The organism is Pseudomonas sp. AM8, from assembly GCF_036346475.1.
GTDB classification, from domain to species: Bacteria; Pseudomonadota; Gammaproteobacteria; order Pseudomonadales; family Pseudomonadaceae; genus Aquipseudomonas; species Aquipseudomonas marginalis.
The window spans coordinates 252,455-267,099 of sequence record NZ_JAOTNX010000009.1; the positions used below are offsets into that span (position 1 = coordinate 252,455).

17 protein-coding genes and 1 pseudogene are annotated in these 14,645 nt (G+C 63.3%); 6 read left to right on the top strand and 12 right to left on the bottom strand.

Translation table 11 applies throughout. The features are described 5' to 3' along the window. Positions 1-62 precede the first annotated feature (62 nt). Positions 63-263, bottom strand: a complete 201-nt coding sequence (locus tag V3W40_RS21905; RefSeq protein ID WP_137211982.1) for a hypothetical protein — start codon at positions 261-263, stop codon at positions 63-65. Between V3W40_RS21905 and ycaC the strand changes: the two genes are divergently transcribed. The 6 genes and pseudogenes from ycaC to V3W40_RS21935 all read left to right on the top strand — a co-directional run bounded on the left by ycaC (position 262) and on the right by V3W40_RS21935 (position 6,362). Further along, on the top strand, positions 262-894 hold the full coding sequence (ycaC, locus tag V3W40_RS21910) for an isochorismate family cysteine hydrolase YcaC (RefSeq protein WP_027605204.1): 633 nt from the start codon (positions 262-264) through the stop codon (positions 892-894). The genes V3W40_RS21905 and ycaC overlap by 2 nt on opposite strands. A gap of 93 nt (positions 895-987) precedes the next feature. Next, positions 988-1,119, top strand: a pseudogene (locus V3W40_RS21915) (DUF4172 domain-containing protein); the annotation flags it as partial. Between the two features lie 74 nt (positions 1,120-1,193). Next, positions 1,194-1,436 carry an exodeoxyribonuclease VII small subunit gene (locus V3W40_RS21920; protein ID WP_003176346.1) on the top strand — a complete coding sequence of 81 codons (243 nt, stop codon included), beginning with the start codon at positions 1,194-1,196 and terminating at the stop codon, positions 1,434-1,436. Beyond that, on the top strand, positions 1,433-2,320 hold the full coding sequence (gene ispA / locus V3W40_RS21925; RefSeq protein WP_065924900.1) for a (2E,6E)-farnesyl diphosphate synthase: 888 nt from the start codon (positions 1,433-1,435) through the stop codon (positions 2,318-2,320). Before V3W40_RS21920 ends, ispA begins: the two co-directional genes overlap by 4 nt. Before the next feature lie 110 nt (positions 2,321-2,430). After that, complete coding sequence (dxs, locus tag V3W40_RS21930) at positions 2,431-4,329, top strand: 1-deoxy-D-xylulose-5-phosphate synthase (RefSeq protein ID WP_027605201.1); 1,899 nt, start codon at positions 2,431-2,433, stop codon at positions 4,327-4,329. Positions 4,330-4,469: 140 nt separating this feature from the next. Then, positions 4,470-6,362: a TonB-dependent receptor domain-containing protein gene (locus V3W40_RS21935; RefSeq protein WP_330215640.1), complete on the top strand. Its 1,893-nt coding sequence runs from the start codon at positions 4,470-4,472 to the stop codon at positions 6,360-6,362. An 18-nt stretch (positions 6,363-6,380) separates the two neighbouring features. On the opposite strand, the gene V3W40_RS21940 is transcribed toward V3W40_RS21935, so the two are convergent. From V3W40_RS21940 to nrdR, 11 genes are all read right to left on the bottom strand, one after another. Then, positions 6,381-7,169 (bottom strand): cobalamin-binding protein, encoded by a 789-nt coding sequence (locus V3W40_RS21940; protein WP_065924903.1) that lies wholly within the window; start codon positions 7,167-7,169, stop codon positions 6,381-6,383. Then, entirely contained in the window at positions 7,166-7,585 is a 420-nt protein-coding gene (locus V3W40_RS21945; RefSeq protein WP_074847745.1) for an MFS transporter, read from the bottom strand. The genes V3W40_RS21940 and V3W40_RS21945 overlap by 4 nt, the downstream gene beginning before the upstream one ends. After that, positions 7,582-8,199 carry a GTP cyclohydrolase II gene (ribA, locus tag V3W40_RS21950; protein WP_330215641.1) on the bottom strand — a complete coding sequence of 206 codons (618 nt, stop codon included), beginning with the start codon at positions 8,197-8,199 and terminating at the stop codon, positions 7,582-7,584. Before ribA ends, V3W40_RS21945 begins: the two co-directional genes overlap by 4 nt. A gap of 129 nt (positions 8,200-8,328) precedes the next feature. Then, positions 8,329-9,057 carry a substrate-binding periplasmic protein gene (locus V3W40_RS21955; RefSeq protein ID WP_330215642.1) on the bottom strand — a complete coding sequence of 243 codons (729 nt, stop codon included), beginning with the start codon at positions 9,055-9,057 and terminating at the stop codon, positions 8,329-8,331. Between the two features lie 64 nt (positions 9,058-9,121). Next, complete coding sequence (gene thiL, locus V3W40_RS21960) at positions 9,122-10,087, bottom strand: thiamine-phosphate kinase (protein ID WP_330215643.1); 966 nt, start codon at positions 10,085-10,087, stop codon at positions 9,122-9,124. An 18-nt stretch (positions 10,088-10,105) separates the two neighbouring features. Then, positions 10,106-10,606: a transcription antitermination factor NusB gene (nusB, locus tag V3W40_RS21965; RefSeq protein ID WP_027605194.1), complete on the bottom strand. Its 501-nt coding sequence runs from the start codon at positions 10,604-10,606 to the stop codon at positions 10,106-10,108. Further along, the gene (gene ribH / locus V3W40_RS21970; protein WP_003176356.1) at positions 10,603-11,079 is read right to left on the bottom strand and encodes a 6,7-dimethyl-8-ribityllumazine synthase; all 477 of its coding nucleotides are present in this window, start codon (positions 11,077-11,079) and stop codon (positions 10,603-10,605) included. Before ribH ends, nusB begins: the two co-directional genes overlap by 4 nt. Positions 11,080-11,167: 88 nt before the next feature. Continuing rightward, on the bottom strand, positions 11,168-12,259 hold the full coding sequence (gene ribBA, locus V3W40_RS21975) for a bifunctional 3,4-dihydroxy-2-butanone-4-phosphate synthase/GTP cyclohydrolase II (RefSeq protein WP_065924907.1): 1,092 nt from the start codon (positions 12,257-12,259) through the stop codon (positions 11,168-11,170). A gap of 15 nt (positions 12,260-12,274) precedes the next feature. Continuing rightward, the gene (locus V3W40_RS21980; protein ID WP_065946586.1) at positions 12,275-12,937 is read right to left on the bottom strand and encodes a riboflavin synthase; all 663 of its coding nucleotides are present in this window, start codon (positions 12,935-12,937) and stop codon (positions 12,275-12,277) included. 47 nt (positions 12,938-12,984) lie between these two features. Then, positions 12,985-14,121: a bifunctional diaminohydroxyphosphoribosylaminopyrimidine deaminase/5-amino-6-(5-phosphoribosylamino)uracil reductase RibD gene (gene ribD, locus V3W40_RS21985; RefSeq protein ID WP_065924909.1), complete on the bottom strand. Its 1,137-nt coding sequence runs from the start codon at positions 14,119-14,121 to the stop codon at positions 12,985-12,987. Continuing rightward, entirely contained in the window at positions 14,118-14,588 is a 471-nt protein-coding gene (gene nrdR, locus V3W40_RS21990; RefSeq protein ID WP_027605190.1) for a transcriptional regulator NrdR, read from the bottom strand. The genes ribD and nrdR overlap by 4 nt, the downstream gene beginning before the upstream one ends. Positions 14,589-14,645: the final 57 nt, after the last annotated feature.

A 14,645-nucleotide genomic window follows, 5' to 3' on the forward strand; every position in this document is an offset into this window, starting at 1 on the left:
GGTACTGACCTCGCTGTGAAAAACTCACGCGTGAGAAAATCTACAGGCATTTTTTGCCACACTCAATAGCTCACGCGTGAGATTTTTTGACTTACTTTCCCGACCGCTAAAAGGATCAGTCCTACTGACAATCCATGAATTGTCGCCTTTGAGTTGACGGTATTACCCATTCCAGCCGATTTATCCCCCAGCATCCACCCATTAATCTGTGCCCATGTTGAACGCAACGCCCAACCAACCTGAACAAAAAAGGATTCAACCATGAGCACTCCAACCTACAACCGCTTGAACAAAGACGACGCCGTAGTCCTGCTGGTCGACCACCAGACCGGCCTGATTTCCCTGGTGCAGGACTTCTCGCCCAACGAGTTCAAGAACAACGTGCTGGCCCTGGCCGACCTGGCCAAGTTCTTCAACCTGCCGACCATCCTCACCACCAGCTTCGAACAAGGCCCCAACGGCCCGCTGGTACCGGAGTTGAAAGAGATGTTCCCGGACGCGCCGTACATCGCCCGCCCCGGCCAGATCAATGCCTGGGACAACGAAGACTTCGTCAAGGCAATCAAAGCCACCGGCCGCAAGCAGATCATCATCGCCGGCGTGGTCACGGATGTATGCGTAGCGTTCCCGACCTTGTCGGCACTGGCGGAAGGGTTCGAGGTGTTTGTGGTGACCGATGCCTCCGGCACGTTCAACACCACGGTGCAGCAGGCGGCGTGGAGCCGGATGACCCAGGCCGGTGCACAGTTGATGAATTGGTTCTCGGTAGCCTGTGAGCTGCACCGCGACTGGCGCAACGATATCGAAGGCCTGGGCAATCTGTTGTCCCAGCGCATTCCCAACTATCGCAACTTGATGAATGGATATGCGGCGCTGACGGCTCACCAGAAGTAAGCCAGCCGAGATTCGCGATAAGCCTGCCCTGAAAAGCAGGCTTTCGTTATTCAACCGAGCGTCCAACTCGAGTGGTTCCTTAAAACCCTGTTACGCAGCGTGGAGCAGGTATCCAAGGCGACAGCGACGCGACACCTGGCGGACGTGCTGGAAAAAAACTGCCTGGTCCGTCTCCTCGGAGGCGGCCGCAGCACGCGTTATCAGGTCAATACAGGGGGCGAGTGACGCCCCACTCATTTGCCCAGAATCCCCATGTCTGCTAGTGTCGCGCCGGTTTACCGTCTACCGGAATAGCCGCCATGGCCCGCAAAAAAGTTGCACTCGATTTCGAACAATCCCTCGCCGACCTGCAAACATTGGTCGAGCGTCTGGAGAACGGCGAGTTGTCGCTGGAGGACTCGCTGACGGCGTTTGAGCAAGGCATCGGCCTGACCCGTGACTGCCAGAGCGCGTTGGCGCAGGCGGAGCAGAAGGTCCAGGTATTGCTGGAGCGTGACGGAGAGTTGGCCGAAGAACCTTTCGACGCGGAACAGCCGGAATGATCGACGCGTATCAGGCCAGTAGCCAAGCCCGGGTGAATGCGGCGCTGGAGCCCTTGTTTGTTGCGCCAAGCCCGGAAATGAAGCGTCTGTATGAAGCCATGCGCTACAGCGTGATGAATGGCGGCAAGCGCGTGCGCCCGTTGCTGGCGTATGCGGCCTGTGAAGCGCTGGGCGCGCCGGCCGAACAGGCCAACGGTGCCGCCTGTGCGGTCGAGCTGATTCACGCCTATTCCCTGGTACACGACGATTTGCCGGCGATGGACGATGACGATCTGCGTCGCGGCCAGCCCACCACCCATAAAGCCTTTGATGAAGCCTATGCGATCCTCGCCGGTGATGGCTTGCAGAGCCTGGCGTTCAGCGCGTTGCTGGACCCACGCCTGAGCAGCGTCAACGCCGAGATCCGCCTGCGCATGGTCACCGCACTGGCCCTGGCTGCCGGCCCTGCGGGCATGGTGGGCGGGCAGGCGATCGACATGGGTTCAGTCAGCGTCAAGCTGGATCAAAAAGCCCTTGAGCACATGCACCGCCACAAGACCGGCGCACTGATCGAAGCCGCCGTGCACTTGGGCGCCCTGGCCAGCGGACATGCCGAAGCCACGCAATTGGCGGCGCTGCAGACCTATTCCCGGGCCATTGGCCTGGCGTTTCAGGTGCAGGACGACATTCTCGACGTGGAAAGCGATACCGCCACCCTGGGCAAACGCCAGGGCGCCGATATCGCACGGGACAAACCGACTTATCCTGCGCTGCTCGGGCTGCAAGCCGCCAAGGCCTACGCCGTGGAACTACGCGACCAGGCGCTGGACGCCCTGCGACCTTTCGACGCGGCGGCCGAGCCACTGCGTGACCTGGCGCGGTATATCGTCGAACGCCGCCACTGATTACGGCGGCCATTGCAACCGCATATCGGCCAAGTTCGGCGCTCTGCGTGGGCAGTTTGCGATGCTTGAGGTAAACTGCCGCCTCTTCTATACCTATAACGATTCGCCTGATGCCCACGACGTTTCAAGAGATTCCCCGCAAGCGCCCGTCCACGCCCCTGCTCGACCGTGCTGCCACGCCGGACGGCCTGCGTCGTCTGGGTGAAGCCGAGCTGGAAACCCTGGCCGATGAGTTGCGCCTGGAATTGCTCTACACGGTCGGCCAGACCGGTGGGCATTTCGGTGCCGGCCTGGGCGTCATCGAGCTGACCATCGCGTTGCACTACGTGTTCGACACCCCGGATGACCGGCTGGTGTGGGACGTGGGCCATCAGGCGTATCCGCACAAGATCCTCACGGGCCGCCGCGAGCGCATGGGCACGCTGCGCCAGAAGGACGGCGTTGCCGCCTTCCCGCGCCGCGCCGAAAGCGAGTACGACACCTTTGGCGTTGGCCACTCCAGCACCTCGATCAGCGCAGCGCTGGGCATGGCGATTGCCGCCCGGCTGCAAGGCAGCGACCGCAAGGCAATCGCCGTGATCGGTGATGGCGCGCTGACTGCCGGCATGGCCTTCGAAGCGCTGAACCATGCGCCGGAAGTGAACGCCAACATGCTGGTGATCCTCAACGACAACGACATGTCGATCTCGCGCAATGTCGGCGGCCTGTCCAATTACCTGGCCAAGATTCTCTCCAGCCGCACCTATGCCAGCATGCGCGAAGGCAGCAAGAAGGTGCTCTCGCGTCTGCCCGGCGCCTGGGAAATTGCCCGGCGTACCGAAGAATATGCCAAGGGCATGCTGGTCCCCGGCACGCTGTTCGAAGAGCTGGGCTGGAACTACATCGGCCCCATCGACGGCCATGACCTGCCGACCCTGATTGCAACGCTGCGCAACATGCGCGACCTCAAGGGCCCGCAGTTCCTGCACATCGTCACCAAGAAAGGCAAAGGCTTCGCCCCGGCGGAAGTCGACCCGATCGGCTACCACGCGATCACCAAGCTGGAACCCCTGGACGCCCCCGCCGCTGCGCCGAAAAAAGCCAGCGGGCCGAAGTACTCCGGTGTGTTCGGCGAATGGCTGTGTGACATGGCCGCCGTCGACCCACGCCTGGTGGGCATTACCCCGGCGATGAAGGAAGGCTCCGACCTGGTGGCGTTCAGCGAGCGTTTCCCGCTGCGCTATTTCGACGTGGCCATTGCCGAGCAGCACGCTGTCACGTTCGCGGCCGGTATGGCCTGCGAAGGCGCCAAGCCGGTGGTGGCAATCTACTCAACGTTCCTGCAGCGCGGTTATGACCAGTTGGTGCATGACGTCGCCGTGCAGAACCTCGACGTGCTGTTTGCCATCGACCGCGCCGGTCTAGTCGGCGAAGACGGCCCGACTCACGCGGGCAGCTTCGACCTGTCCTACTTGCGCTGCATCCCCGGCATGCTGGTGATGACGCCGAGCGACGAAAACGAACTGCGCAAGATGCTCAGCACCGGCCACCTGTATAACGGCCCGGCCGCCGTGCGTTACCCACGGGGCAACGGCCCCAACGCGCTGATCGAGAAGGACCTGGAGCCGATCGAAATCGGCAAGGGCATTGTGCGTCGCCAGGGCAGCAGGACCGCGTTCCTGGTGTTTGGCGTGCAATTGGCCGAAGCGCTCAAGGTGGCCGAGAAGATCGACGCCACCGTGGTCGACATGCGCTTCGTCAAGCCGCTGGATGAAGCCCTGGTGCGCGACATCGCCGGCAGTCATGAGCTGCTGGTGACCGTCGAGGAGAACGCCATCATGGGCGGTGCCGGTGCGGCGGTCAGTGAGTTCCTGGCGCGGGAAAACATCCTCAGGTCGGTGCTGCACCTGGGCTTGCCGGATACCTACGTCGAACATGCCAAGCCGGCGCAGATGCTGGCTGAGTGCGGGCTGGATGAAGCAGGGATCGAGGCTTCGGTGCGCGAGCGCCTGGCGCTGCTGGCCCTGTAGAAACCGGAACCAAAATGTGGGAGGGGGCTTGCCCCCGATAGCGGTGGATCAGTTACAGCTACTGAGACTGACACACTGCAATCGGGGGCAAGCCCCCTCCCACATTTGATTGTGCCATCTTCAAACGCTATGGACAGCCCATGAAACACCTGTACCTTGCCTTGCCGCTTCTTTTGCCCTCCCCTGAATTGCTCGCCGACACCCGCGACAACGCCCTGAAACTCCCCGACGTCGTCATCAGCGCCAACCGTCAGGTCCAGGCACGCAACGACAGCAGCGCCGCCAACACCGTGTTCACCCGCGACGACATCGACCGCCTGCAACCCACCAGCCTCACCGACCTGCTCAGCCGTGTGCCTGGCGTACAAGTCGCACCCTCCGGTGGCCGTGGCAGTTTGCCGGGCATCTACCTGCGGGGCACCAAGTCCGCCCAAAGCCTGGTGCTGGTAGACGGCCAGCGCATCGCCAACACCACCTCCGGCGACAGCGGCCTGCAATACCTCAACGTCGACCAGATTGAGCGGGTGGAAGTGCTGCGCGGCTCGCGCTCGGTGATCTACGGCAGCGACGCGATTGGCGGCGTGATCCAGGTATTCACCCGGCGCAATGCCGAGCAAGGCGTGCAACCGCGCGTGAAACTCGGGTTCGGCAGCCACAACACCTGGGAGCGCAGCCTTGGCCTTTCGGGCGGTGACAAACAGACGCGCTTCAACCTGAGCGCGAGCCTGGATGACACTGCCGGCATCAACTCAACCCGCCAGTCGTTCCCCAGCGACGGTGACCATGATGCTTATCGCAACCAGTCCGTGAGCCTGAACCTCAGCCACTCCTTCAGCGATGAACTGGAGGTGGGCTTCAATCTGTTGGATAACCGCGGCAAATCGGAGTACGACAACAGCTTCGGCCGCTACGACGCCGCCACCGGGCAAACCGTTAGCCAGAAACCCTACACCGACTACGCCGTGAGCAGCGCCAGCGGCTATGTCGACGCCACGCTCAATGAGCACTGGCAATCGCGCCTGGAGCTGGGCCACAGCGAGAACCGCGACACCAAGCGCGACACCCTCAGCGAGGATTTCAGCGTATTCAACACCTACCGTGATTCGGTCAACTGGCAGAACGACCTGAGGCTGGATGAGCAGAACAGCCTGATCCTCGGCGGCGACTGGTACGAAGACCGCTTCCACGGCTCCACCACCTTTACCGAAAACAGCCGCTGGAACCGCGCCGCCTTTATGCAGCATCGCTTTCACAGCGCGTGGTTTTCCACCGAACTGGGCCTGCGTCACGACCAGAACCAGCAGTTCGGCGGGCAGAACAGCTGGAGCGGCACCCTGACCTTGCCGGTCAACCCCGACAATGACGTGCTGCTGAGCTACAGCGAAGGCTTCCGCGCGCCGACCTTCAACGACCTCTATTATCCGGACACGAAGTACAGCAACCCCCACCTGCAGCCCGAAACATCAAAGAGCTACGAACTGCAGTGGCGCAGCCAGTTGAGTGACAGCACGCGCCTGGAAGCGTCCCTGTACCGCACCGATTTGAGCGATGCGATCATTCTCGACCAAACCGGCAAGCCGCAGAATGTGGCGTCGGCACGCCTCAACGGTGTTGAGGCGGCGCTCAAGCAGGACCTGTTCGGCTGGCAAGGCAACCTCGGACTGTCGATCATCGACCCGCGCGACCGCGACAGTGGCCACACCCTGGCCCGCCGGGCGCGGCGTACGTTGAGCCTGGACCTGGACCGGCAATTCGACCAGGTGGGCGTGGGCGCCAGTTGGCAGGCGATCAGCCACAGCTATGACGATGAAGCCAACACCCAGCGCCTGGGCGGCTATGGGTTGCTCGGGCTGCGCGGCAGTTGGGCGGTGACGCGGGAAGTGGGGCTGTCGCTGAAGGTCGACAACCTGCTGGACAAGTCTTATGCGCGGGCGCGCTACAGCTACAACGATCCGGCATTCGTCAACAATCACGATTACCGTGAAGAAGGCCGGACGTGGATGTTTGGCGTGACCTGGACACCTGAAATCTGATTGTCGCCTGGACTGGTCTCAACGGCTCGGAGCGATCACCTGACACAGCCGCGCCAGCGCTTCCAGCATCTGCCCGCTGGGCCGTTCCAGGCCTTTATCCGGAACCAGCCGCACCCGCGCCGCCATCGCTGGCCAGATCTTCCAGGCTTCCCTCTGAGCCTGATCGCCCACCAGGATCATCTCAGGATTGCGCTGCAATACCGACTCGATGCTGACCTGCGGCGCGGGCAGCTTCAGGTCGTCAAACACATTGCGCGCACCGCACACGCTCAGCGCGTCGCTGATGATCTGGCCGCCGCCCACGGTGTACAGCGGCTGGTTCCACACCTGGTAGAACACCCGCAACGGTTCGGCCCGCTGATAACGCTGACGCAACTGCGCCAGGCGCTGGCGCAGGTGCGCGGCCAATTGCCGGCCGGCGTCGGCACGGCCCAATTGCTCGGCGATGGCCTGGACCTGGGTGGTCATTTGTTCAAGGCTATGGGGTTCGGCGACATACACCGGGATATTCAGGCGCTGCAGTTGCTCGCGCTGGGCGGGGCCGACGCTGCCGGGCCAGAGCAGGATCAGGTCGGGCTTGAGGCTCAGCAGGCGCTCCATGTCCAACTGCCCATAACGCCCAACCGACGGCACGTTCGCCAGCGCCGCTGGCCGCTCACCGCCATCGAGCACGCCCACCAGCAGGTCGGTAGCACCCAGCTCAACCACGATTTCAGACAGGGAGGGCGCCAGGCTCACGACCCGTTCGACCGCCAGGCCCTGGGCACTGAATGCCAGCAGCAGAATCGCCAGCCAGCGGCGCATCATCCCAACTGACGCGGGATGCGGTAGAGGTAAAACAGCACCGTCGTCGACAGCGCCAACAGGAAAAGCGGCACCGCCTCCAGGCCGACGAACACCGCCAGTGCGCCCACCCACGCCGGCACAGCCGCCACCATCAAGGCCGTGCGCCGACGGGCCGCCAGGGTGATCCAGGCAGCCGGTTCTTCAGCGGTATCGAGGGCTTTGGAGGTGGCGATCAGGGCGTGTTTATAGCCGTTGAAGTAGCGCAGGCTGAGAAACATCGACGCCACGCCGGCGATGAAGAACGGCATGGCCAGCACCGGCAACAAGGGCTCGGCCTGGCCAAACACCAGGTTGATCACGAACAGCGGGAGCAGCGCCAGGGCCAGGTACTGCCACCAGTTGAAGGACAGTCGCCGTTTCACCTGGCCACGGGTCACGCGCGGTCGACCTCGCCTTGATGCTCGTTGCCCATCATGTGGTCGAGCTTGCTGGCCTTGGTCGCCAGGTAGAGCTTGTTGTGCGGGTTGTGCCCGGTGTGCAGCGGTACGCGCTCGGCCACTGTGATGCCCATCTCGGTCAAGGCTTTGACCTTGCGCGGGTTGTTGGTCATCAGGCGCAGGGACTTCACGCCCAGGTGCTCCAGCATCGGCAGGCAGATCGCGTAGTCACGCTGGTCGGCGGCGAAGCCCAGGCGCTCGTTGGCCTCGACGGTATCGGCGCCGCCGTCTTGCAGCTCGTAGGCGCGAATCTTGTTCAGCAGGCCAATGCCACGGCCTTCCTGACGCAAGTACAACAGCACCCCACGGCCTTCACGGGCGATGGCGCGCATCGCCGCTTCAAGTTGCGAGCCGCAGTCACAGCGCTGGCTGAACAGCGCATCGCCGGTCAGGCACTCGGAGTGCACGCGACCGAGAACCGGTGCGCCATCGGCGATATCGCCGAGGCTGAGCAAAACGTGCTCGCGCCCGGTGGCTTCTTCGAGAAAGCCGCTCATGGTGAACGTGGCAAAAGGGGTAGGCAGCTTGGAAGCAGCGACGAAAACGACGGGCACCGTGTGCTCCTGATTTCAGATTTCACAGAGGCGGGCATTGTAACAGCAGGTTCCTACAGACGCTTAAGCTGAATTATCGCTGATAAAGATCAATCGGTTTGATTGGCCTTCGTCCCGGTTCTATGCAGGTCAGAACGGATAAGGCAGTTTCCAGCGCAGGAAAATCGGCTTCAGCTCGCCGCTTTTCACCAGGACCGCCATGCGCTGGTCAAACACGGTGCGTAATGCCCGCCCACGCTCGGTATCGGCAAAACCAACGTAGAGCGGCAGGTCAATGATGTGGGTAAGTCGGAACTGGGACGGGACATCCGCCTGACTGAGGATGTATCGGGCTTCGGTGAGCGCATCAATGTAGAAGTCGACACGACCGTGCTGCAGCATCGGCAAGATACCATCGCGCCGCTGGATCTGATTGAAACGGCGCACATGGGGCAAATACGCCTCGTACTTGTAGCCCCGCACCCAGGCCAGGCGATAATCCCCCAGCGTCGCGGCGCTCGGTATCGGCGAGGTCGCCAGCCCAAGGGCGTAGATGGGGTCGGAATCGAAGTTCCAGTGCGGGTAGAGCACACCCTTGACTTCATCGCGGTAGGAACCGACCCAGCCATCCACTTCACCGCGCTGGGCCAGGCCGACCGAGCGGGTATAGGGCTCAATGCGGGTTTGCAGGGTGATCCCGACCGGTTCGAAGACGTGCCGCAACACATCCCAGGCCAGGCCGCTGCCGTCGGCATTGGTGTAGTCGTCCCAGGCCTCGCTGGCCAGCATGACCTTGCCGGGCACCACCGGCACCTCCTGCGCCTGGGACCATGCCGGAAGGGCACACAGCAGCATCAGCAGCCAGCGGCGTACATCCATGGCGATGATCTCCTGCAAATCCAGCATCCAGAACGACGTAATAGAGCGTAGCGCAGCACGCGATTCAAGGTGCCGGGCAAAAATGTTGATAGCCCCGGATGGCCGGGGTGATGTCTTGCCCGAGAGCGTCAAGCAGCGTTACGCCCTGCCCCGCCTGGACCTGGCCGATAACATGCACCGGCCAACCGTCAGCCAGCAACGGCGCCAACTCGACGGGCGGCAGGGTGAACACCAGCACGTAGTCATCGCCGCCGCTCAATGCGGCGACCCGCGCCTCGTCATCACCGACAAACGCCAGCAACGCGTGGGACAGCGGCAGCTTCTGGCGCTCGATCAACAGGCTGACAGCCGAGGCCTTGGCGATATGCCCGCAATCGGCCAGAAGACCGTCAGAAATATCCATCGCCGATGTGGCCTTGCCCCGTAGAGCCAGGCCCAAGGCCAACTGCGGTTGTGGCGACCAGTAATGGGCCAGCAGCGGGTCGGCAATCGCGGCATCGGCGCTGCGCTGCCCCAATACCAGCGGCAAGGCACCGGCGGCATTACCCAACTCGCCGCCGACACACAAGAGGTCGCCCGGCTGTGCGCCGCTGCGGGTCAACGCTTGACCGGCCGGGACACGACCAAACACGGTCAGGGTCAGGCTCAGCGGACCGCGCGTGGTGTCGCCGCCCACCAGGCCCACACCGCAGTTTTGCGCCATGGCGTTCAACCCCTGGGCATAGCGTTGCAGCCAATCGGCATCGACGGTCGGCGTAGTGAGTGCGAGGGTAAACGCGAGGGGGTGGGCGCCCATGGCGGCCAGGTCGCTGACCGCCACGGCCAGCGAGCGCTGGCCGAGCAGGAACGGGTCGCAGGGGTCGGCAAAGTGCACGCCGGCCACTAAGGTATCGGTGGAAATTGCCAGTTGCTCCCCGGCGGGGAGCGCCAGCAGGGCACAGTCGTCGCCGATCCCCAGGGCAATGCTCTCGCCGCCCTGTGCGCACGGCGCGGCGGCGAAGTACTGGTGGATCAGCTCGAACTCGCCCATTCAGGACTCAAGCGCAGGTTAGCGCTTGTACGCCTTCACTTCGGCTTCACGCAGGCGCGGGGCCAGCTTGTCGAGCACGCCGTTGACGAACTTGTGACCGTCGGTCGAACCGTAGACTTTCGCCAGTTCGATGCCTTCGTTGATCACCACGCGGTACGGCACGTCGACGCGCTTGAGCAGCTCCCAGGTGGACAGGCGCAGTACAGCCAGTTCAACCGGGTCCAGTTCTTCGAGGGTCAGGTCCAGGCACGGCGTCAATGCCGCATCGATCTCGGCCAGGTTGGCCGGAACGCCGTGCAGGATGTCGTGGAAGTAGCTCTGGTCGGCAAACGTGAAGTCGTTATCGACGCGAAACTGCGCTTCGATCTCGTTCAGCGAGGTACCAGCCATGTGACGCTGGTACAGCGCCTGGGTGGCGAGCTGGCGGGCAGCGCGGCGCTTTTCGCTTTTCGACGGCTTGCCGGCGTCCGCTGGGCGCTCGTCGCGTGGGTTGAAGCAATCGCTCTCGTCGGAAATCACTTGGCCTCCAACTGCGACAGCAGGCTGACCATTTCCAGGGCGGACAGGGCAGCTTCAGCGCCTTTGTTGCCGGCCTTGGTGCCGGAACGCTCGATGGCTTGCTCGATGGAATCCACGGTCAGTACGCCGAAAGCGACTGGCACGCCGAACTCCATGGACACCTGGGCCAGGCCTTTGGTGCATTCGCCGGCCACGTATTCGAAGTGCGGAGTACCGCCACGAATGACCGCGCCCAGGGCGATGATCGCCGCGTATTCACCCTGCTGAGCAACTTTTTGCGCAACCAGTGGAATTTCGAAGGCGCCAGGGGCGCGGATGATAGTGATGTCGCTCTCGCTCACACCGTGGCGAACCAGGGCATCCACGGCACCGCTTACCAGGCTTTCAACCACGAAGCTGTTGAAGCGGCCAACCACCAGGGCATAGCGGCCTTTGGGGGCGATGAAGGTACCTTCGATGGTCTTCAGGGTCATTCGACAAATCTCTTAAAGAGCCGGGACGCGAAAAGTGCGTCCCTCAGTGATGATTTAACCGCGAACAAGGGGCAAAAAGCGCCGGCCTTTATTCGGAGGGCACGTATTCTACAACTTCCAGATCGAATCCGGATATCGCATTAAATTTCATCGGTGCGCTCATCAGGCGCATTTTGCGCACACCGAGGTCACGCAGGATCTGCGAACCGGCGCCGACGATGCTGTAGGTGGTCGGCGTTTTCACCTGGGTCTGCTCGGCGGTTTCGCGAATATGTGCGAGCAACACGTCGCCATCCACCGGGTTACCCAGCAGCAGCACCACACCGCTGCCGGCCTCGGACACCGCAGCCATGGCGGCGCGCAGGCTCCAGCGGCCCGGTTGCTTGACCATCAGCAGGTCGCGCAACGGGTCCATGTTGTGCACGCGCACGAGGGTCGGCTCGTCGGCGCAGATGCTGCCCAGGGTCAGGGCCATGTGCACGTCGCCTTCCACCGAATCACGGTAGGTCACCAAATTGAATTGGCCCAGTTCGCTGTCCAGTGGCTGCTCGGCAATCCGCTGAACGGTACGTTCGTGGATCATCCGGTAGTGAATCAGGTCGGCAATGGTGCCGACCTTGATGTTGTGTTCGGCAGCAAAGGCTTCGAGTTCGGCGCGGCGGGCCATGGTGCCGTCGTCGTTCATCACTTCGCAGATCACGCCGCAGGGCTCGAAACCGGCCATGCGCGCCAGGTCGCAGGCGGCTTCGGTGTGGCCGGCGCGAGCGAGGGTGCCGCCCGGTTGAGCCATCAACGGGAAGATGTGGCCGGGGCTGACGATGTCTTCGGCCTTGGCGTCCTTGGCGGCAGCGGCTTGCACGGTACGGGCACGGTCGGCGGCGGAAATGCCGGTGGTGACGCCGGTGGTCGCTTCAATCGATACGGTGAACTTGGTACCAAACCCTGAACCATTGCGCGGCGCCATCAACGGCAGCTTGAGCAGCTCGCAGCGCTCGCGGCTCATGGGCATGCAGATCAACCCACGGGCATGCTTGGCCATGAAGTTGATGTGCTCAGGCTTGCAGGCCTCGGCGGCCATGATGATATCGCCTTCGTTTTCGCGGTCTTCGTCATCCATCAGGATGACCATCTTGCCTTGGCGGATGTCTTCAACCAGTTCTTCGATGCTATTGAGCGCCACAGGGCACCCCCTTGGTCAGGATTTCAGGTAGCCGTTAGCGGCCAGAAAACTTTCAGTGATGTTACCGGCGGCAGGCTCTGCGGCCTTATCGCCCATAAGCAGGCGCTCCAGGTAACGGGCAAGCAAGTCGACTTCCAGGTTCACCCGGCGACCAGGCTGGTACGACGCCATGATGGTCTCGCTCAGGGTGTGGGGAATGATGGTCAGTTCGAATTCGGCGCCATTCACGGCGTTCACGGTCAGGCTGGTGCCGTCGACGGTGATCGAACCTTTGTGGGCAATGTACTTGGCCAGCTCTTTGGGCGCGCGGATGCGGAATTCCACGGCACGCGCATTTTCGCTGCGGGCCACCACTTCGCCGACGCCGTCGACGTGGCCACTGACCAGGTGGCCGCCCAGGCGGGTGGTCGGGGTCAGGGCTTTTTCCAGGTTGACCGGGCTGCCGGCCTTGAGGTCGTTCATCGCGGTGCAGTCCAGGGTTTCCCGGCTGACGTCGGCGGCAAAGCCGTTGCCCGGCAGTTCGACGACGGTCAGGCACACGCCGCTGACGGCGATGCTGTCGCCCAGCTTGACGTCGCCGAGGTCGAGCTTGCCGGTTTCAACCAGCAGGCGCACGTCGCCGCCCTTGGGGGTCATGGCGCGGATGCTGCCGATGGATTCGATAATGCCGGTGAACATGGCCTTCTCCTGGAAAACGGTGCGGGCACTTGAGCGCCCGGTCAGAATTATACGCTCGCTGCTGGCACAGGGATGGCAGTGACTCGCCAGTCGTCGCCTACAGCGCGCATTTCAGTGATCTTGAGTTGGGGAGCGTCGGCCAGCTTCTCAAGTGGCCAGTCCAGCAAAGGCCGGGCAGCGGAGCCGAGGAACTTGCCGGCGACGAAAATCACGTATTCGTCCACCAGGCCCTGCTGGGCAAACGCGCCCGCCAGGCTTGGGCCGGCTTCCACCAGTACGTCGTTGACGCCACGGGCGGCCAGCGCCACCAGCGCCGAGCGCAGGTCGACCTGGCCGTCCACGCCCGGCACCACCAGGCACTCGGGGCCACGGGGGAACTGGTTTTCCGCAGTGACACAGGTGATGACCAGCGCCGGGCCGGCTTTAAAGAACGGTGCGTTGAGCGGCACGCGCAAACGGCCGTCGATCAGCACACGCAGCGGCGGGCGCGACATGGCCAGGGCCGTGGTGGCGTCGTCCAGGCCGAGTTCGGCGGCGCGTACGGTCAGGCGTGCGCCGTCGGCCAATACGGTGTCGGCACCGGTCAGCACCACGCTGGCCTCGGCACGCAGGCGCTGCACGGCGGCGCGGGCGGCGGGGCCGGTGATCCATTGGCTTTCGCCGCTGGCCATGGCAGTGCGGCCGTCCAAACTCATCGCCAGCTTGACCCGCACAAACGGCAGGCCATGCTCCATACGCTTGAGGAAGCCCTTATTCAGGGCCCTGGCTTCACCTTCCAGCACGCCGCTGCGCACCACGATCCCGGCCTGGGCCAGGCGCTGCATGCCGCGCCCGGCGACTTCCGGGTTGGGGTCCTGCATCGCTGCGACCACCCGCGCCAGCCCGGCACTCACCAGCGCATCGGCGCACGGCGGGGTGTGGCCGTAGTGGCTGCAGGGCTCGAGGGTTACGTACGCCGTGGCGCCGCGCGCCTTGTCACCGGCAGCCCGCAAGGCATGCACTTCCGCATGGGGCTCGCCGGTGCGCACATGCCAGCCTTCGCCGACAATCTGCCCAGCGCGGACAATCACGCAGCCCACACGCGGGTTGGGGTGGGTGGTGTACAGGCCGTTGCGCGCCAGTTCGAGGGCGCGGGCCATGTAATGGGCGTCCAGCACAGCCTGTTCAGCAGAAAGTGGGTTCATTCTTTGACCGGCTCACGGGCCAGGCGGTCGATCTCTTCGCGGAACTCGTTGAGGTCCTGGAAGCGTCGATACACCGAGGCGAAACGGATATAGGCGACTTCGTCGAGCTTTTGCAGCTCGCCCATCACCAGCTCTCCCACCACCAGGCTCTTGACCTCGCGTTCGCCGGTGGCGCGCAGCTTGTGCTTGATATGCGCCAGCGCCGCCTCCAGCCGCTCGACACTCACCGGGCGTTTTTCCAGGGCGCGCTGCATACCGGCGCGCAGTTTTTCTTCGTCGAAAGGCTGGCGGCTGCCGTCGGACTTGATCAGGCGCGGCAATACCAGTTCGGCGGTTTCGAAGGTGGTGAAACGTTCACCGCAGCCAGAGGCCAGGCATTCGCGCCGGCGACGCACTTGATCGCCCTCGGCGACCAGACGCGAGTCAATGACCTTGGTGTCGTTGGCACCGCAGAAGGGACAGTGCATGGTGGCAGGCAACAAAAAAAGGGAGGGCCATGGTAGCGCATCCCTGTGGCAAGACAA